The sequence below is a fragment of the Pedobacter sp. FW305-3-2-15-E-R2A2 genome (assembly GCF_038446955.1).
Taxonomy (GTDB): Bacteria; Bacteroidota; Bacteroidia; order Sphingobacteriales; family Sphingobacteriaceae; genus Pedobacter.
In genome coordinates this window covers 3,063,676-3,083,564 of sequence record NZ_CP151803.1, presented here as the reverse complement: position 1 = coordinate 3,083,564, position 19,889 = coordinate 3,063,676, and the positions used below count along the sequence as shown (strand labels likewise).

Below are 19,889 nucleotides of genomic sequence, written 5' to 3'. Positions count from 1 at the left end.
ACTTTCATGGCTTTTTTCTTAAAAACCTCCTGAAGTATTAACTTGCTTTGTGTTTGGTTCTTTTCATGTGGTTTGGTTTTTGTTGATGGTTAGGTTCGTTATTGACGGTTGGTTAACGATCGGACTGGTTAGGTCCTGGTTATTTATTTTATTTGGTAGATCTTCTATTTGGTAGCTACACGTATTTGTTTTCCTGCGATGGCAAAGCGCACATTACTGGTTTCTGCTAACATATTTAACACACTTGAAATATTTTCAGAGCGGGAAACAGAACCTGAAAATGTGGGTACCTTGCCAAGGTCATTGGTATAGACAATCTCGACGCCATACCAACGGGCAACTTTCTTCATGATGCTCGTTAAAGGTTCATTATTGAACACAAACTCCCCGTTTTTCCAGTCGGCAGCATCAATGGCATTCACTTCTTTCACATTGAATTTTCCATCGCTCAGCACCGATTGTTCACCAGGTTTCAAAGTAAGCTGTCCATTTAATTTCACGGAGCCTTCCATCAGGGTCGTCTTGATGCTCTGCTCATCCGGATAGGCGTTCACATCGAAATGGGTTCCCAAAACTTCCACTTCCTGCCCTTTACTTTTCACCAGGAATGGTTTCGTTTTATCTTTTGCCACTTCGAAGTAGGCTTCCCCGATTAATTCTACGCTGCGTTGTTTGAGCGCATAAAAAGATGCGGGATATTTTAAGGAAGAGGCTGCATTTAGCCAAACCCTGGTGCCATCCGGCAATTGCAACTCATATTGACCTCCAATCGGTGTTTCGATGCGGTTATATTTTCCGGTTGATTTCTTTCCCTCATCAGCAATGGTGTACACCAGTTGCCCGTCTGCAGTTTTGGTGATCTTTACCCCTCCCTCCTCTGCAAGCATGCCGTTGGTTGCACTGGTTAGCAGAATTTTCTTTCCGCTGGCCAGGGTCAGGTAAGCTTTGTTGCTCCCTGCAGGAACATCATTTGAATATTGTTGAGGAGCCTTTATTGGATCAGCAGACGGAGTCTTGAAAAAATACAAACCGATACCAACCACTAAAACTACCGATGCTGCAGCCGCAATATAAGGCCATAACTTTCCAGTCCTGGGCGAGGATTGTTTTCTGTTTTTTTCCAGCGATGCCCACATCTCGTCACTAACCTCGTTGAGTTCATTTTCTGAAAGTCCGGCTTCTTCGTTCTGGTGTAGTTGATGCAGCCAAAGCCTGGCCATAGTTTCTTCTTCAGCACTGGCGGTGCCAGAACTAACTTTATCCAATACTTCTTTGATGTCTTTCTTCATGGAATGCTTTGCTCTTGTTGCTCAACAATAAGTAAAGGCGATTCAGGATCATGGATTAGGTACATCCAACTAAAAAAAATATCATAAAATACCTAAACTACTGAAATACAGCACAATAATTTTCAGGAGAGCACCCATAGAATGAACACTACCGTCCCAAGTTTTACCTTAAGGTGCTTCAATGCTCTTTTAAGTTGAGTGGATACCGTATGTACGGAGAGTCCCAATTGTCCTGCGATTTCTTTGGTACTTAAAAACTCTCTTCTTTTTAAAGTATAGATCTCCCTCATTTTAGGAGGCATGGCGGCAATTTCGTTTTCAATCAATGCCGCGATATCCTTTTCCCGGATCAGGTAATCCGCTTCCGGAGAGTTGACTTCGATATAATGTTCTCCACTTTCGGCATATTTTTTAATGATGCCTTTATGTTTAAAGATGTCCAGAATCTGATGAAGGACCGTTTTATAAAGATATCCGGATAAGCTGCTGTTCAGCTGAATCTCATTGCGGTGGTTGAGCAGCCAGGTAAAAGAATCCTGAACCACATCTTTGGCCTCTTCCCTGTTTCTGAGTTTTTTATAAGCGTATAAGTATAGCAGCTTATCGTATCGCAGATAAATTTCTCTAAATACGGCATCATTACCTTCTTTCCATAAAGCAATCAACTCGCTATCCGTATAGGTGCTATAATTGGCCATAAAGAATACAAGTTATTGAATTTATCAGCAATAAAGGAAATTAAATTGGAAAGCCATAAAAAAAGCCTGTATCCTTTTTTTATGAAAAGGATACAGGCCGCAATTAAAACCTTGTGCTATTTGACCGCTTTGAAACGGGCTAATGGCGCCATTCTGGCTTTATTTAAAGACAGGTGATCTCCACTAATGCTGTAATTATCTGCGGCGATCAAAGCTGCATTCAGCCCATGTTCGATCTCCATATTGTCGCAAGCCATCATAGTAGACATGCCCTGTTCAAATTTTATTCTTCCATTGTTTTCGAGGGTAAAGGCACCTCCTATTCCATTACAACCTCCGGAAGCGGAATATCGGCTCTCGCTTTTCTGAAGTAAGAGAAATGGTTCTTTGCCATTTACTTTATCAGCCACGGGCTTGCCCGCAAGTTCCACCAGTTTCCATTTCCGGTCGGTGATGACATTGGTTTGTTTCGCATCTTCTCCTGCTTGTTCTTTAGCAGGTTTTTTAAAGATACTACAGGCACTCAAAGAGAGTACACATAAAGCTAAACTGAGGTATTGGGTAGATTTCATAATGGTATAATTTAAGGATGACCAGCTTTTAATGCTTACAAATTAACAATTTTCCGACAAAAAATGTAAAGTAAAAGCACAGAACACCTCGTCTGATGGTCATTTTCAATTGAATAGAATTTCATTTAAACCGATGCTGACGTGGAATTCCTGACAAAAAGCTGAGAGGGAACAACTGTACTTTCTTCGCTCAATACCAGATACTTTTTCTTCAATGCTTTAAACAGGATGCCCGCAGCCAATTCTCCCATTTCAAATGCAGGCTGTGTAACGGTGGTTAAGGAAGGGTTAAGTATGGCAACGTTAGAATCATTAGAGAAAGAAACCACTTTGAGGTCCTCCGGAATGCGAAGGCCCAATTCCATACAGACCAGATAAATATCAGTCGTCATTTTACTTACCGTGGCCACAATACCATCAGGCCTGTCTGCCGCCTGAAAAACCTTTCTGAGCTGTTCAAAGTTTTCCGCAGGATCTTCTCCATAATCAATGATGCAGGATGCCCCGCATTTGCTATCGTTGTCCAGCAGCGCTTGCTGATAGCCTTGAATTCTTTTGGCATTGATCGACAAGGATTCCGAGATGGACAGAATGGCGATCTTTTTACAACCCCTGTCGATCAGATGCTGCGTGGCCTGATAACCGCATTCCTCATCATTTGTGGTGATCTTTGCCGTATCAATTTCCTCACAGACCCGATCAAAAAAAACCATCGGCACGATCTTATTCAAGGTTTTGATGTGGTCAAAAGTATCGGTTTTCATGGTCACAGACATAATGACCCCATCCACCCTTCCGGATTCCAGGTCCTTAAGAATGGTCTTTTCCCGCTCAAAGCGCTCATGGGTAAGGTAAATCAAAGCATGGTAGCCATTTGCGATCGCAACCGCTTCAATGCCGTTTAAGGCCAGTGAGAAGAAACTATCCGCCACTTCAGGAATCACGACTGCAATGGTATTGCTTTTCTTTTCACGCAGGCTTCCTGCATAAGGATGCGGTACGTAATTTAAAGCAGCCGCCAATTCCAATACACGCTTTTTCGTAGGCTCACTGATCTCATGGCTGTCCCGTAATGCTTTTGACACTGCAGCAGTCGACAAATTCAATTCCTTAGCCAGCATTTTAATGGTAATGTTGCCCATTTTTACTAAAGGTGGTTTCGTTAATTTGGTTAGGTTGACCATTTACTTAATCGGTTAAGTAAATAAATCTGGTTAGAAGATGAGCATCTACCCTTTCAAAACTACATATTTAATCATAAGATTAACCTAAAATCCTATGAATACTAACCAAATCAATTCGGCAGCACAAGACAATAGTCCTTTGGAACACTTAGATGAATGGGAACACGATGTGTTGAACCGTTATCCGGATCCTGCTGAAATCAACAAAGAGAAAAAAGAAGAAGAATTCAGAAATTATGAAGAAACGGTAAAAGATGGCGTAAGGGAATTTTATCGCCTCAACCATACTTACCAAACTTATGATTTCGTGATTCAGAAAAAAGCAGATTACCTGAAGTTTGATAAAAAAGAAATGCCGATCTGGAAAGCTTTCGACTTTTTAAATGAACTGGTAGACGATTCTGATCCGGATACGGACTTGGATCAGATGCAGCACCTCCTTCAAACCTCAGAAGCCATCAGAAATGACGGGCATCCGGATTGGATGGTACTGGTTGGCCTCATTCACGATATGGGAAAGGTGCTATGCCTATTTGGCGAGCCGCAGTGGGCGGTAGTAGGTGATACTTTTCCGGTAGGGTGCGCCTATTCTGATAAAATTGTTTTTCCTGAATTTTTCAGTCAGAACCCCGATTTCAACAATGAAACTTATCAAAGTAAATTGGGTGTTTATAAAGAAAATTGCGGTCTTGACCAGGTCCATATGTCCTGGGGTCACGATGAATATGTATACCATATGATGAAAGATTACATTCCTGAACCCGGTTTGTATATGCTTCGCTACCATTCTTTTTATGCCCAGCACCGGGAGCATGCCTACGATCATCTGATGAATGAAAAAGATCATGAAATGTTTAAATGGGTGGACCTGTTTAATCCTTACGATCTCTACTCCAAGAACCCCAACCAAAAAAGCTGGGAAGAACTGAAACCCTATTATCAGGCATTGGTGAGCAAATACCTGCCGCTTACGCTGAAGTTCTAAAATTCTAAGCCCCTAAGCTCAGACACAAAAACCATCCCCCTGTTGTACGAAAGCGCCACATTTCGTACAACAGAATGGTATCTTGTGAGTGATCACAATGTATCCTGAATTCCCGCCACGCCAAATATAAAATACCGAGAAGACCAAACTATGAACCAATTACAAACTTCAGACTATATTGTTTTTTTTGTTTACCTGATCGCCGTATCTGCCTATGGCTATTATATTTATCATAAGAAAAAGTCCGCCAACATCAGTTCAAAAGATTTTTTCCTCGCCGAAGGTTCTTTAACCTGGTGGGCGATCGGCGCCTCTTTAATCGCTTCGAACATCTCGGCCGAACATTTTATCGGGATGTCAGGTTCCGGCTTCGCATTGGGGCTGGCCATTGCTTCTTACGAGTGGATGGCGGCTGCGACTTTAATCATCGTCGCCATCTTCATCATTCCGGTGTATCTGAAGAATAAAATCTTTACAATGCCGCAGTTTTTATCGAAGCGGTACAACGATAAGGTCAGCACGGTCATGGCTGTATTCTGGTTACTGGTCTATGTATTTGTAAACCTGACCTCCATTATTTACCTCGGTGCACTGGCCATTTCGTCGATATCTACCCTAAGTTTTGAGTGGTGTATTTTCGGATTGAGTATTTTTTCAATGGTGGTTACCTTAGGCGGAATGAAGGTGATCGGTTATACCGATGTTATACAAGTCATCGTATTGATTCTTGGCGGTTTGATCACCACCTATCTTGCGCTTTCCCTGCTTGCTCAGGAATATGGATTTGGTCAGGATATTTTCAAAGGACTCTCCGTTTTAAGGTCAGAAGCTCCCGGGCATTTTCATATGATCTTTGATTCTTCTCACAAGTACTATAAAGAACTTCCGGGTCTGTCGGTTCTGATTGGAGGAATGCTGATCAACAACCTTGCTTACTGGGGCTGCAACCAATATATTGTGCAACGGGCTTTAGGAGCTGATCTTAAAACCGCACGTAAGGGAATTTTATTTGCCGCATTTTTAAAATTGCTGATTCCCGTAATTGCCGTCCTTCCCGGGATTGTGATGTATGTGCTGCACAATAAAGGATTGTTTCATGCAGAAATGTCTGATGCCGGAGTGATTAAACCAGACCATGCCTATCCAACGCTAATGAATTTACTGCCTCCAGGTGTAAAAGGAATTGCATTTGCCGCACTTACAGCAGCGATTGTCGCTTCACTGGCAGGTAAAGCAAACAGCATATCGACCATTTTCTCTCTGGATATTTATAAGAAATACTTTGAAAAAGAGGCGACCGATAAAAAGATGGTGCGTGTAGGGCGATGGGCAGTGGTCGTTTCCCTTACTGTTGCAGCATTGGTCACCCCTGCGCTAAAATCCTTGGATCAGGCCTACCAGTTCATACAGGAATATGTCGGATTTATTTCTCCTGGTGTACTGGCCATTTTCTTACTTGGCTTTTACTGGAAACGTACTTCAGCTGCAGCAGCCATGACCGGAGCTTTACTGACGATTCCCATTTCTACGGTATTGAAGTTTCTGCCGGTCTGGACCAATGGTGCATTTCCGGACTATCCTTTCCTCGACAGAATGACCATTGATTTTGTGTTAATTGTGATCATTATGGTGGCGATGAGTCTGTGGAAACCGGAAAAAGAAGCCGATCGGAAAGCCATCGAAGTGGATACCGCTATGTTTAAAGTCAATACCGGCTTCATCATTGGGTCCCTCCTGATCATGGGCATACTGACTGCACTGTATACGGTTTTCTGGTAGGAAATTCCCTGCCAGATTTATCATAGGCCATCTTCAAAAGTTCCTTAGCATAATCTTTATCCTCCTGGCTTACGATGTAAAAGCTGATCCAGCCCGATTTTTCAAAAACATGATGGGGCTGGATCCTGCCTTCTTTCAGCAACAGTCCTTTCCTCTCTTTGGTATATAAGACATCCAGCAATCCATTGCTGTGTAAATGTCCGATTTCCTTTCCCTTCCGGTTAAATTGAATTCCGCCATATTGATGCAGGCTGACATCCGTTCCCTCCCATCGCAATACCTCTGTTTCGATTTCATCGAACCAATCCAGAAGGTCGGGCTTCGTCAGAAAGACCCTGATTTTCAACATGCTGTCGAACACCTGCGGAAACAATGGAACATGCTTTAAAAAGCTCAGATGCCGGACGACAAATGAAAATACCTTATCCTTTTTCACTTAACTCCTTAATGTGTTCCATTACCCTCAAATGCACATTTCTGGTGATGCTTTTGGCCCAGATGTCATAATACCAAATGGGAAAAACATGCAGGCGGTACCAGCTGTTGCCAATTAAGGTAGTGGTTCCGTTTCCATTATCTTTCAAGAGAAATTGTCCCCGGAGGATGTCTATATGTCCCATAATTTCAGGATCAAGGGGTTGGCCGATGATGTCAAAAGTGAGGTTCTTATTGGGTTCATAGGTGACAATCTTTTCCTCAAAAATATAGCCGTTGCTAAAAATACATTTCCGCCCTGCGCCTTTATAATATCCTTCTACAGTGGTTTGCGCCGGGCTCGGCATCCCGATCTGAAATAGCCAGTAATTGTCTTTCTTTTCTATTTTATCAAAGGCAACGACATGCTTCCAAATTTGTTCCGGTGTGGCATTGATGACCATTTCATCAGCAACGAGATTTACATGGTTATGTTCCGAGAGCGAATCCACGACAAACACCAGGAAGAGCAGGGAGCATACACTTACGTTTAGCCTTTGATTATTTTTACGGAACATGCGCTGTCCCAAAAAAGCTCCGCTAGTGATAAAGGCAAAAATAAGAGGAGATACGATCAGCAGGCAAATTACCCCTTCGCCCAGAAAAATGTAACTTAACAAAATGGCAAGGAGGCCATTTAAGATCGAATAACCAACAATATGTTTGCTTCTCAGCTCAAGTTTGATCCAGAACCAGGCACTGACCATCCCCATTAATATAGGCACAATCACAAATATCGAAAACACCAGTGCTCCGCTGTCCTGTAATTTGGTGTATTTAAACAGCCCTACCATTAGGAGCGCCAAAAGATTGGACATAGCAAAGCCCTTGAGCAAGGTTGCTCTATAAAAATTCGTTGTCATATTTTTGTGTTTTAAATTCCCCTGAAAAATTATTACCTGAACATTTTAACAATAGATCCCCAAAACCAGCTTTCTTCCGCTTTGATCATGGTATCCAGTGTTTTGTCGACATTCTTAGCCAATTTATTAATGTCGGTCACCGACTTATGGAAAGTCAGGAATTCGGGATCCTTATCGTCTCCTTTTACTGTGGATAATTCATTCAGAATTTTCAGAACCGGATCAAGCTCTCTCTTTCTTCGTTCTTTGGCTACCTGTTTTGCAATGTTCCAGGTGTCTTTATCTGCAAAGAAATACTCTTTACGCTCACCCGCCCGATGTTGCTTTTCGACCAGGCCCCATCCGATCAGATCCCTCAGCGTCATGTTCGCATTGCCCCTGGAAATACTCAGGTCGTCCATGATTTCTTCTGTAGTGAGGGCCTCGGGCGAGACCAGCAATAAGGCATGCACCTGAGCCATCGTGCGGTTTATCCCCCATTCCGAACCCAGTTTACCCCAGGCTTCTATAAATTTCTGTTTTGCTTCTGCCAGTTCCATATACAAACATAGCACAAGTTACCCAACTTTCAAAATATACTGAAAGTTTAATCATACACCATTCTACTTTAGGACAGCGCTTCATAAAAAAACCCGCCTGAGCGGGTTTTATATCATCAATCAGATGTGGCTAATTCATTTTAACCCGATCCTTGTACATTTTTAATTGTTCTTTCAGCACCTGCCTGGCCACATGGATTCTGGTTTTCACCGTTCCAATCGGAATATTCAGTTCTTCGGCTATTTCATGATATTTATATCCTTCAAAATACCTTAAAAACGGACCGGAATATTCAGGCTGCAATTTTGCTAAAGCTTTATGGATGTCCTCCATCACAAATTTATCCTCAGCATGGTTCCCTGCAGCACTGTTGCGCAGCTGGTAGGGAGATAAATCATCCGTAGTATCAATCAACGCGATCTTTCTGCTATTTTTACGATAATCGTTAATAAAGGTATTTCTCATGATGGTATATAACCAACCTCTCAGGTTGGTACCTTGTTTATACAAAGCATGATAACGAATGGCTTTGATCAGGGTATCCTGAACTAAATCATTGGCATCCTCCACATCATTTGTAAACTTCATGGCGAAGACTTCAAGACAAGAGCGATGATCACAAATCTGGTGACTTAAAGAAGTGTTTTTCATAAGTAGATGATTGTTAATTATGTTTTTAAATAGGTGACTCATCCAGTTCAAACGATGTACCAAATCCAGGCTCAAAACCGGGTAAAAAGTTAAAAAATTCATAAAAACCCATCTTTTTCCATGGTTTTTGGACCATTTCAGGTATAATCCCGGCTAATTTTCGACAAAACAATAAAAAAAGACTCCAATCATTCGTATTGGCACTATTGATGTTTAGCGGGCAGGTGTCTATTATCCAATACCAAAATACGCCCCATTCCAATACAATCCCAGCTGCTATCGCTGCAAAAGAGGTGGTATATCTCCTGGAGATACCGGAAAACACCTTTAGCTACAATGGGATAAATCAGGGAGAATTTACAATGACTATCAGTTAATATAAGCGCATTATTATTACCAGTAAGGATATAAATTTAAATATTCATGACTTACATAAATAATAAGCACCTGTAAGTCAGCAAACTAGAAACACACCAGAGGTAAGGTTTCTAAAAAAAATTAAATCACCCTAACCAAATTAAAACATGAAAAGAAAATTAGAAATGATGATTATCGCACTTGCGGTAATGATTGCCTCCTGTAAAAAAGAGAGCGCAAATGTAAAAGACAATGCAAAAGCAGCATTGATGGGAACGAACCTGTTGGTAGAAAAAACCATTTATATCCCCAACGAATGGCAAGGCATGGACCTGAATAATAACAATTCTGAATGGAGTTATGCAAGAACGGCTGCTTCCGCCAATATCGTTATATTTTGGGATAAAGGCTTTACTACCAATCCTGCTCAAGCGCCAAACGTAAGTTTACGTTTCAACCCGGCAGATGTCCTGATTAAAGCAGAGCAGATTTATAAGAGCTATCGGGATACCTTGAAATTCACAGGCCCGACTTCAAACCTGGACAGCAGAAAGCTGATGATTTTCGTGAAATACACTACCGACTGGATCGCTGCAGGTGCCGGGTTCGACAACGTCGTTGGCGCACTATGGGTCTCACCTGCCGCATTAAACATCAATTCTGTGGTTGCACACGAACTGGGACATACCTTTCAATACCAGGTGCATTGCGATGGAACTTATGGCTACAGAGACCAGAATTATGTGGGGTCTTTCTGGGAGCAGTGTGCACAGTATATGTCGCGGCAAATCTATCCTTCAGGATCTCTGGACGATGTAAAATTCTTTTATGACAACTGTTATAAGAACTTTTCAAATGAAGAAATACGATACCAGTCCTTCCATCTTCAGCAGTATTGGAGGCTGAAACGCGGGAAAGACTTTCTGGGCATCTTATGGCGTTCGGCTACAAGCCCGGAGCATCCACTCCAAACCTATAAACGGATCACTAACAGCAGTCAGTCGGTGCTTAATAATGAAATCCTTGATTATGCCATGCGTTGCGTGAATTGGGATCTTCCTGATGGACAATACGTAAAGGCAGCGGCACAAAGCCAGAATGCCGTATTTAAAACACTATTGACTTATAACACCGCCGATCAATATTATACGGTTAACACAGCGAATGCACCTGAGTGTTACGGTTTTAATGTCATTGAACTGAACGTCCCTTCAACAAGTACCGCAACAGTAAATTTTAGTGGCATCAACAACGGGACCTTTGTGAACCTACAGGGATGGCGCTATGGCTTTGTGAGTGTGAACAGCAGCGGAACCGCAACTTACAGTACCATAGGATCAAATACCCAGGGATCACTTTCATTTACCAAACCAGCCAATACGAGCCGTTTATGGCTGGTGGTTTCCGGCGCACCTCAAACGCATTTTAACCATGAATGGGGAATGACCGCAAGTCAGATCCCTAAATTCCCCTACAAAGTAAAATTCACAAATACGCAGCCCAAAGCCCTATAGGTTATAAATACCTGCAGCATCTGCAAAATAAAATAAGCCCGCTCCATGTTGTTGCAAAACGACAATGGCGCGGGCTTTAAAGATTAGGGGATGCGTTCCGTCTTGCATGCAGCTGATATCTTAATCATTTACGTTTTATTTTTACTAATGATTACCTGATCATTAACAGGTAGTTGATAGGTCAATAATAGGTTAAATTGACCTATCAACTATGTATTTATAATTACGTAATTATTAATTTTAATTAACAACATATGATATTCATATCAAAAACATTTCGTAACTTGTTATTACAGCAGTCAATTACTTAATTAAAAAACAGTTATGGGAAAATTAATAAATGGCATATTTGGCGGATTCCACGGCAGAATCGGCAACCTGGTGGGTTATACCTTAAACGGTAAATACATCATCAGAAAAATAGGAAGAAGTTCTAAACCCCTCACTCCGGGCAGGAAAGCAAACTGTCAAAAAATGACACTTGTGAATGAGATCCTGAGCCCTTCCCTCCCTGCTATCCAGGTAGGATATCGCCTTGTGGTAGCAGGAACGGACAAAAACGAATACAATGAGGCGGTTTCTTACAATAAAAAAAATGCCCTTCAGGGAACTTATCCAAACCTCAGCCTGGACTATAGCAAAGTATTATTGAGCATGGGAACGCTTCCTGCAGCCATTCATCCTACCCTTAGTCAGACAGGCGATCAAATCACCTTTAACTGGGAAGTAACGGCTGATCAGGCCTATCAGTATGCCAATGATCGTGCAATGCTGGTGGTCTATTTTCCTGATTTAAAAGTATCCCGTTGCGATTTACTCGGTTCAAGAAGAATTGAAGGCGTACATACCCTCAAGATCGCTCAGGACCATGTAAATGAACGCATGGAAGCCTATATCTCCTTTGTCAAAGACAATGGAAGAGCAGTTTCGGACAGCATGTATGCGGGTGTTTTAAATGCCCCTAAAAACATAGAAATTTCAGAGAAAACAGATCCGGCAAGAGAAGGCTCAAAGCAGGATTTCAATTATAACGGTTCAGACTTTGACCTCATCAGCTATCGGAAATATCTTTTGGATCTGGGAACCGCCGTTGTCGAACCGGCAGGCGGGCGGAAGGAAATAATAACCAGCGCCTGGTCGATATACATACTAAAAAGCACGGTCAGCGATCAGAGAATTGGCGATTGCTCCATTAGATTCAAACAAAATGAGAAGTTTACCGCCGAAATGAAAGTTAACATTTCTCCAGCCGAACAACGCAAAGGTTATGCAAAAGAAGCGGCATCAGCGATGATATCCCTCGTGTTTGGCAAATCAGAAGTGAACCGGATCGTAAAAATCGTGGATGCGCAGGATGAGGCCGCGATTGCTTTGCTGAAAAGCCTGGGTTTCAGAGAAGAAGAATACTTTAAAGACAGTGTATTTTCAGAGGGCAAATGGGCCAGTGAATATCAGTTTGCGCTAGTAAAACCAGATTGGGATTTACGCTGATCATTTAAACCATATCGGCAGTGCGGCGACTTTCCTCCTGAGGCAGGGGCCGCTTGTGTTTCCACCTGCGGTGGCTCCATAACCAATAGGCGGGTTCCACGTTGATCATATCTTCCAGAATACGGGCCTGATGCTCTGCAATTTCAAATTCCACGGTTTTTGAAGGATCTAAGCAAACCGGCACACAGTCTACTTCATAGTAGCCACGTTTTACATAGCTTGTTTTCAGATAAAAAACGGGTCGGTTGGTTTTCTTTGCTATTTTTTCGATCCCCAACTGGATAGAAGTTTCCTGGTTCAGAAAAGTAGTCCAGTAAATAGATTCCTCTTTTGGTGGTGCCTGATCACTGCCGAAAGTAAACATGCTTGTGAGCTGTTTATTTGCCTGAATCGCTCTTAATGTCTGACGCATAGACACCATATGGTTACCAAATTTACTCCTCATCTTCAAAAACCAATGGTCAAAAGGTTCGCTCGTTAAAGGTTTGTAAATCGGGAAATGCTCCCCTGAAAAGGTCAGTCCGATGGCCATACATACCCACTCGTAATTCCCATAATGTGAAGAGCAGAAAAGTACGCTCTCTTTATTCTTTAAATAAGCTTCTACCAAATCTACATTCTTAAACTTCACCCGTTTATGCAACTGGCTTTTTGAAATGCTTTTCATTTTCACAATTTCAATGACAAGAGAGGCCAGATATCTGAAAAACGTCTTTTCAATGACCTTAATTTCAGCGGGGCTCTTATCCGGAAAAGACTTACTCAGGTTCTCTCTAACTACCTTTTTGCGGTAGCCAAAAACATGATACACCAACAGATAAAGCACATCTGCCACCCTGTATAAGACAAACAAAGGCAAGAACGAAATCGATGTCAGTAGAAATATACCAAGCTGGGAGAAACCTTTTCTAAGCATTTTGATTGATTTATCGTGCAAAATTAAACTTAGAGTCAATATTAATTGCCATAGAATTGTTAGATTTTTACAGACTTCAAAATTTAACAAGCGGTAATTGGCGTAGATCGGGTATTAATTTAAATTTAATATGGAGTTTATAGTGCGCTTGTAGTTTTGTTTCAATTTATGAATCTGTCCTCTGATACCAGTTTGATTGCGTTGATAAAAATCGACAACCACCTTGCCTATACGACAATTTTGGATAAATATTGGGCAGATTTATACCGCCATATCTGGCAAAAAATTAAAAACGCTGATGAGGCCAAAGATATCGTTCAGGATATTTTCCTTGGTCTTTGGAAAAACAGGGCTAAAATTGTGACTGATGAAAGGGATAGCATAGCGCCTTATTTATTCAGAGCCGCAAAATATGCGATCATCAATTATTTTTCCAGACCAGGAATTACGATCACCAACGAAAGCGCGCTATATGCTGCGATCAATGCACCATCAGGGATAAGAACAGATGATTCTCTGCTTCTTAAAGAACTTGAGCAGCTCGTAGAGTCAGAGGTCAGCAACCTTCCGGAACGGTTGCAGGTCCCCTATCGCCTGAGCAGGGAACAAGAGTTAACGATAAAAGAAATTGCACTCAGCCTTTCTATGTCGGAACAGACTGTTAAGAACAACATCAGCTCTGCACTCCATAAAATCCGGTTTAAACTTGGTCAGCACAATTCGGATGTTACAATTGGTTTTATTCTGGCAGTGGCGGTTTTTCTTCATCACAAATAATTGATGTACTGATAACATTGGCTTAAAGTACCTCCTGCCCTCAGCTGTGATATCTATTGTAATGATGTCAGACAAAAACAAGCAGAAGGAGCTGAAAGCTGTCCTAACGAAATACCTCCAAGACGATACAGATGTAGCACTGCGCAATGCTGTAGACTCCTGGTACCATACCATTGGTTCTGTAAATGAAGAAGCTCCGTTATTAAGTGATCCGGATTCAAAAACTGAATTGGCAGAAAATATTAAACTTTATTTAACCCGTCAAATACATCCCGTTAAGAAACCCTGGTTTAGTACAACTTATCTTAAATATGCAGCAGCAGTATTACTGATGCTGAGTACGGGTATTTTAGGTTATACTTATCTCAGTCAGTGGAGACAGGCATCAAAAAAAGAAATTGCCTTATTTTCTGATCGCCATAAGCAAAAGAAACTGCTGCTCCCTGATGGCTCTAAGGTCTTGCTGAATGTCGGCACTGAGCTCATCCTATCCAAGGATTTTGGAGAAAACCAGCGCAAAGTCTCCCTTCGCGGTGAAGCATTTTTTGAAATAGCTAAAGATAAAAACCGGCCATTTATTATTCAATCAGGCGCTTTGAGCACCAGAGTTCTTGGAACATCATTCAATATCAATGCTTATCCGGATATGGATAAGATAAAAATAGCGGTATTGACCGGTAAGGTCATGGTGGCTAAAAATGTTGCCGGCATTGAGGAAACCATAGCCGGCGGAATGACAAATGGCGCCACACTAAGTTTTTATAAAGCCACAGGCAAAACAGAACTTAAGACAGAAGATACTGAACTCTTTTCCTTCTGGAAGGACAATAAACTCTATATAGACAACAGTACACTCAGCGAAATTGCCAGACAACTCGAAAGGTATTATCACTTAAAGGTGGTATTTAATACCAAAACAGATCAGGGTAAGCGCTACACCATAAAATTCAATAAGGAACCGGCCAACAGGGTCATGGAAATTCTATCCATACTGACCAAAAGAAAGTTTACTTATCAAACCAATCAGATCACCATTAAATAAAGATTATGTAAAAGAATCAGACATAAAAAAAGCCGGAAATGCGCTAACATTTACGGCTGTTTATGAGCATTGCAGCAATGCTCATCATTTCCAATGATCGTTCAAAACATTAAAAACTTAATCAAAGATGCAAAAATATTATCCGGGTTCCAAACACCCGACATGGTCACTTTTTAACCTCAAAATGAAGCTAACACTAGTCCTGCTTTTTCTTTCAAATGCGTTGCTCTACGCTGGTTCAACCGCCGGGCAATCGATGAATGATATCAAGATAGACCTATCCGCAAAGGATCTTCCTTTGAGAAAGGTACTTGATTTAATCGAAAAAAGAACACCCTTTGTAATTGGCTATGAAAACAATAGCCTAAACACCGCCAGATTATTCAATATAGAAGCTAAACAACAATCAGTAGCTCAAATATTGAAAGAGCTGATGAAAAATAATGGGGTGGAAATCCGTCAGATCAGTGATAAGTACATCCTGATCAATACTCAAAAAGTATGGCCTCCAATGCTGGTCTCAGGTGTAGTTACGGATAAGCGTACAGGAGAAACGCTCCCTGGGGTAAGCATCAGGGTAAAAGGCAGTACAGCTGCCACCCAAACGGACAGCAAAGGGAGCTACCGGTTATCCATTCCAACAGACAAGGAGGATGTCGTTATTGAGGTGAGGTCCATAGGTTTTAAAGCCAGGGAGTTCCATATTCCAAGAAATTCGGCAAGCCTTAGCATCAATATTCAACTGGAAGAAGACCTTTTGGGCCTGGACGAAGTCGTAGTAACCGGTCAGGGGATTGATGTAAGCAAAAGGAGACTCTCCTCGAATGTCGTGAGCATTTCTGAAAAAGACATCAGAGACATCCCCGCTTCCAGAATAGATCAGCTGCTCCAGTCCAAATTGCCAAATGCACAGATCAGGTTAACCGGCGGACAGGCGGGTGCAACCTCCATCATCCGCTCGAGGGGTGTCAACTCGGCTTTCATCAGCTCTACTCCTATTATCTATGTAGATGGGGTAAGAATGGACAACCTGAATACCAGAGCTGCCCTGGGTGGTGGAAGTGCAACGGGTGCGGCCATCAGCTCGATTTCGGATATCCCTATGGATAACATAGAAAAAATTGAGTTCGTGAACGGTGGTGCAGCCACGACCTTATATGGCTCGGATGCGGCTAATGGTGTCATTCAGATCATTACTAAAAAAGGGGGCGCGGATAAGACGGACATTACCCTGGAGACACAGCTGGGTGTGGAAACCCCTACTGCTGATTATCTGCATTTCAAACGAAGCAAAGACCTGCTTTTACAAAATGGCTTTTATCAGAAACACAACCTGGCCCTAAACGGTGGCGATGGAAAGTTCGGATATAGCTTTTCCGGTGGCTATCAGAACAGTACAGGAACACAAATCTACGACCAGAACAGCAACAGGCGGATTGACCTCAGAACGGGATTAAGGGCCTCATTGGGCACAAAAGTTACTTACGAGAGTTCATTCAGTTATATCAATAATAAATATAAACGTAGCCGTAATGGAAACCAGGGTGGCTATACCGGTTTGTGGTTTGCCGAGAGTGGCGCATCTTCTATTACCGGTCCGAAGTTCAAAAGTGACCTGGATGCCATGACCGATGAGGAATATGCAGCTATTAAGGCGTATGTTGATCAGGCAGAGGCCTTGCAGGACAATGGCATTACGATCAACAGGTTCCAGACCTCCCAGGTGTTTAAATACCAGCCACTCAAAAACCTGACGTTCAAAGCAACCGGCGGCGTGGATTACCGGGCACAGCGGCAACAGATCATTACGACCAATAAATACCTCTCCCACACCACCAATACCTCGATAAACGATCAGGGAAGTATCGATAATTTTGATAGAAATTACCTCGGTCTGACTTTCGAATTCAACGGACAGTATGAGGCAAAAGCAGGCGATTTCTCTTTCATTACTACTGCTGGCGGACAGGTTTTCAGAAATGAGGACCATCAGATACAATACCTCGGTTCCAACATCAGGGACGGTGCACAGACCATCAGCATCGCAGCAACCCGAACGGGTGATGAATATTATTCTGCGGTGACCAGTTATGGGATCTACCTTCAGGAGAATGCGGGTTATAAGAACAAGCTGTTCCTGGATCTTGGCCTGCGTGGAGATGGAAACTCTGCTTTTGGAAAAAATATTGGCACACAGTATTACCCTAAAATCGGGATTTCCTATATTCCAAGTGCTGAACCTTATTTCAAGGCCATTGCTGATGTCGTTTCCTCCGCTAAGGTCCGCGGTAATTACGGTATTGCCGGAAACTTCCCTACCCCATTTGCAAACGAGCGGACCATCTCTTTCGTTGGTTTCAATGGTGCACAGGCAGCGTCCTTCGGACAACCTGGAAATCCGGATTTAAAACCTGAAAAGACCAATACCATAGAAGCAGGAATCGACCTTGGCTTTTTAAATGACCGGGTGGTCATTTCGGCAGGTTTCTATCATTCCATTACCAATGACGCCTTATTTGTAGTTCCACCGGCACCTTCCACAGGACAGATCAGCCAGTTACAAAATACAGGTAAAATCCTTAACCGCGGACTGGAATTCAATACGGTCCTCACGCCCATCAAAACGGCCAGTACAAGCCTGAAGTTTAACCTATCGGTAAACACCCTGTATAACAAAGTGCTGAGTTCAGGTGGTGCCGCTGCATTTAACATCAATGGTTTTAGTGCAAGAACGGTCCAAACTGTTGTCCAGGAAGGTTATCCGATTGGCTTCATCAGGGGCAATTATGGGGTATTCAATGAGGAAGGACTTTTGGTCAGCACTGCTGCACAGCAAAACCTGGGTACAACCGTACCTGATCTCTTTGGCAGCATGGGGCTGAACTTCCAATATCAATCATTCAATTTCTTTGCCAATGCCGATTACCAGAAAGGGGCCAATGCCGTATCATTTGACCGGCAGTTCAGGTTCAATTACGGTGCCTCGACAGAAGGGATTCCACAGGCCGAAATTGATAAAAGCGGAAGGACCAAATGGCTTGACATCACGAATAGGTTTGTAGAGAAAACCGATTACATCAAGGTAAGGACCATTGGTGTGGGTTATAACTTTAAACCTACCGCATGGAAAGGGGCAGTAAAAAGCGTCAATGTAGGTTTTTCTGTAGTCAACCCATTGAACTTCTCCACCTCAGGCTTCGATCCGGAGGCCACCATCAGTGGAAGTTCACAGGGCCAGAACGGAGCCACTACGGGGGGTATTTCCTACTCTACCTATTCCGCACCGAGACAATTTGTTGGAACAATGAGGGTAAATTTTTAAAGAGAAAAAAATGAAGACATATATTAAGAACATATTTATTGCCGCCGCGCTATCCGGCAGCTTTTTAAGTTGCAAAAAGGACAATCCAAACATTACAGATGAGGTTTACCTCACCACGACAAACGTATCGACAACCTGGTTAACGGGCATGAGGAGACAAATGGCCTTAACGTTGAACCAGGTCATCGTCAATACGGAACTGGTTTCCGATAATTATTACAACAACAGAACCTTAAGCAACAAAGTATTCGACATTCCTCAGATCGATAATTTTGACCTTGATGTGAACAACATCCAGTCGGCCATTCAAAGATTACGTGAGTTATCAGAATATGGCTTAACAACGGTTGTAAATGCCGACAAAACGACGACTGCAGTACAAAAGGCAGAGATGTATTTCATCAATGCCTTTTCACATGTGCTCAGTGGAGAACTGTTTACGGGGCTTCCAGGATCAGCAAAAGGGGCCGTACTTAGTCCTGCAGAACATTATGCATTGGCCATTACAGCGCTTGACCAGGCATTGGCACTGCAAACCGATGCCAATGAAAAACTGGCTTATACCTTATTAAAGGCAAGGATCTATTACGATATGGGCGATGCTGCACAGGCGAAAACATTTGCCACTGCCGCAATGGCGAATCCTTTATTACTGAAACAGCAGGCTTTTGACGGACAAAATGCAGCTGCCAACGATTTCCAGACCTATCTTTTCTCCTCCACCACCAATGAGTTTGCGCCACTCCCACGACTGGATTTCTTAGATCCCAAGTACTACAATACCGGAACCATTGCGCTGGATCAAAAGCCGGTAAGCTATATCAAATCGGAAGAAGCTTACCTGATTGTTGCAGAAGCCCAGGCTTCTGGAAATGAGCTGACTGCCGCACAAACCACCTTAAAAAATCTGTTAACTGAGGTGATCGCCAAACGGCCGGTGGTCTCTTTGAGCGATGTGAAAGAAACGCGTAATGGAGGTAACAGAACCGATTATCCGTTAACAGCGGTAAAAGTCCGGTTCGATGAAAATGACATAGAAAGAACGGGTTATGTATTGAACAGAAAAATTGCCAACATCAATATTTCAACCATTTCCGGTACAATGGTGACCGCCGATGATATCAATTTGGCAACGACACAGGATGCGTTGTTATACCTGGTGTATAGAATGAGGCAGGAGATTTTTATCTCCGAAGGAAGAAGAATGACCGATCTGGGGATTAAATTTCCGGTCTCTCAAACGGAACAGTTGAACAATCAAAATGTAAAACCTGCCGACCTGGTAGCGCAAATCCCTTCTTTTATCCCCAAAAACAGGGAAATGGATGATTTCAAAAATAACACCACAACCGGCGTGGTTACCATGAAACACGATATGAATAAGGTACTGGTAGCCAACAAAAAAGCAAAGGAAATTTTCCCATTTATTAATTAA

At 42.5% G+C, this 19,889-nt stretch carries 17 protein-coding genes; 8 read left to right on the top strand and 9 right to left on the bottom strand.

Annotation, left to right across the window (positions count from 1 at the left end; genetic code table 11):
• Positions 1 to 164: 164 nt before the first annotated feature.
• The 4 genes from AAFF35_RS12455 to AAFF35_RS12440 form a co-directional block, all read right to left on the bottom strand.
• Complete coding sequence (locus tag AAFF35_RS12455; RefSeq protein WP_342332836.1) at positions 165 to 1,289, bottom strand: FecR domain-containing protein; 1,125 nt, start codon at positions 1,287 to 1,289, stop codon at positions 165 to 167.
• Between the two features lie 122 nt (positions 1,290 to 1,411).
• A complete protein-coding gene (locus AAFF35_RS12450; protein WP_342332835.1) occupies positions 1,412 to 1,987 on the bottom strand; it encodes an RNA polymerase sigma-70 factor in 576 nt (191 codons plus the stop codon).
• Between the two features lie 116 nt (positions 1,988 to 2,103).
• A complete protein-coding gene (locus AAFF35_RS12445) occupies positions 2,104 to 2,559 on the bottom strand; it encodes an META domain-containing protein (RefSeq protein ID WP_342332834.1) in 456 nt (151 codons plus the stop codon).
• A 125-nt stretch (positions 2,560 to 2,684) separates the two neighbouring features.
• A complete protein-coding gene (locus AAFF35_RS12440) occupies positions 2,685 to 3,743 on the bottom strand; it encodes a LacI family DNA-binding transcriptional regulator (RefSeq protein ID WP_342332833.1) in 1,059 nt (352 codons plus the stop codon).
• Between the two features lie 94 nt (positions 3,744 to 3,837).
• On the opposite strand from AAFF35_RS12440, the gene AAFF35_RS12435 reads away from it, so the two are divergent.
• Both AAFF35_RS12435 and AAFF35_RS12430 read left to right on the top strand, forming a co-directional pair.
• Entirely contained in the window at positions 3,838 to 4,728 is an 891-nt protein-coding gene (locus AAFF35_RS12435) for an inositol oxygenase family protein (RefSeq protein WP_342332832.1), read from the top strand.
• Positions 4,729 to 4,878: 150 nt separating this feature from the next.
• Positions 4,879 to 6,507, top strand: a complete 1,629-nt coding sequence (locus AAFF35_RS12430; protein ID WP_342332831.1) for a sodium/sugar symporter — start codon at positions 4,879 to 4,881, stop codon at positions 6,505 to 6,507.
• Here the strand turns inward: AAFF35_RS12430 and AAFF35_RS12425 are convergent.
• The 4 genes from AAFF35_RS12425 to AAFF35_RS12410 all read right to left on the bottom strand — a co-directional run bounded on the left by AAFF35_RS12425 (position 6,467) and on the right by AAFF35_RS12410 (position 9,035).
• On the bottom strand, positions 6,467 to 6,943 hold the full coding sequence (locus tag AAFF35_RS12425) for a luciferase family protein (protein ID WP_342332830.1): 477 nt from the start codon (positions 6,941 to 6,943) through the stop codon (positions 6,467 to 6,469). The genes AAFF35_RS12430 and AAFF35_RS12425 overlap by 41 nt on opposite strands.
• A complete protein-coding gene (locus AAFF35_RS12420) occupies positions 6,930 to 7,844 on the bottom strand; it encodes a hypothetical protein (protein ID WP_342332829.1) in 915 nt (304 codons plus the stop codon). The genes AAFF35_RS12425 and AAFF35_RS12420 overlap by 14 nt, the downstream gene beginning before the upstream one ends.
• Before the next feature lie 32 nt (positions 7,845 to 7,876).
• Positions 7,877 to 8,383, bottom strand: coding sequence for a helix-turn-helix domain-containing protein (locus AAFF35_RS12415; RefSeq protein ID WP_342332828.1), 507 nt, complete (start codon positions 8,381 to 8,383; stop codon positions 7,877 to 7,879).
• A gap of 130 nt (positions 8,384 to 8,513) precedes the next feature.
• Positions 8,514 to 9,035: a sigma-70 family RNA polymerase sigma factor gene (locus AAFF35_RS12410; RefSeq protein ID WP_342332827.1), complete on the bottom strand. Its 522-nt coding sequence runs from the start codon at positions 9,033 to 9,035 to the stop codon at positions 8,514 to 8,516.
• Positions 9,036 to 9,559: 524 nt separating this feature from the next.
• On the opposite strand from AAFF35_RS12410, the gene AAFF35_RS12405 reads away from it, so the two are divergent.
• Positions 9,560 to 10,906, top strand: a complete 1,347-nt coding sequence (locus AAFF35_RS12405; protein ID WP_342332826.1) for a DUF6055 domain-containing protein — start codon at positions 9,560 to 9,562, stop codon at positions 10,904 to 10,906.
• Positions 10,907 to 11,230: 324 nt separating this feature from the next.
• Positions 11,231 to 12,397, top strand: coding sequence for a DUF6266 family protein (locus AAFF35_RS12400; protein ID WP_342332825.1), 1,167 nt, complete (start codon positions 11,231 to 11,233; stop codon positions 12,395 to 12,397).
• 4 nt (positions 12,398 to 12,401) lie between these two features.
• On the opposite strand, the gene AAFF35_RS12395 is transcribed toward AAFF35_RS12400, so the two are convergent.
• A complete protein-coding gene (locus AAFF35_RS12395; RefSeq protein WP_342332824.1) occupies positions 12,402 to 13,313 on the bottom strand; it encodes a lysophospholipid acyltransferase family protein in 912 nt (303 codons plus the stop codon).
• Positions 13,314 to 13,481: 168 nt separating this feature from the next.
• Between AAFF35_RS12395 and AAFF35_RS12390 the strand changes: the two genes are divergently transcribed.
• The 4 genes from AAFF35_RS12390 (at position 13,482) to AAFF35_RS12375 (ending at position 19,889) form a co-directional block, all read left to right on the top strand.
• A complete protein-coding gene (locus AAFF35_RS12390; protein WP_342332823.1) occupies positions 13,482 to 14,090 on the top strand; it encodes a sigma-70 family RNA polymerase sigma factor in 609 nt (202 codons plus the stop codon).
• A gap of 61 nt (positions 14,091 to 14,151) precedes the next feature.
• A complete protein-coding gene (locus tag AAFF35_RS12385) occupies positions 14,152 to 15,132 on the top strand; it encodes a FecR domain-containing protein (protein ID WP_342332822.1) in 981 nt (326 codons plus the stop codon).
• A gap of 184 nt (positions 15,133 to 15,316) precedes the next feature.
• A complete protein-coding gene (locus AAFF35_RS12380; protein ID WP_342332821.1) occupies positions 15,317 to 18,454 on the top strand; it encodes a TonB-dependent receptor in 3,138 nt (1,045 codons plus the stop codon).
• A gap of 10 nt (positions 18,455 to 18,464) precedes the next feature.
• On the top strand, positions 18,465 to 19,889 hold the full coding sequence (locus AAFF35_RS12375; protein WP_342332820.1) for a hypothetical protein: 1,425 nt from the start codon (positions 18,465 to 18,467) through the stop codon (positions 19,887 to 19,889).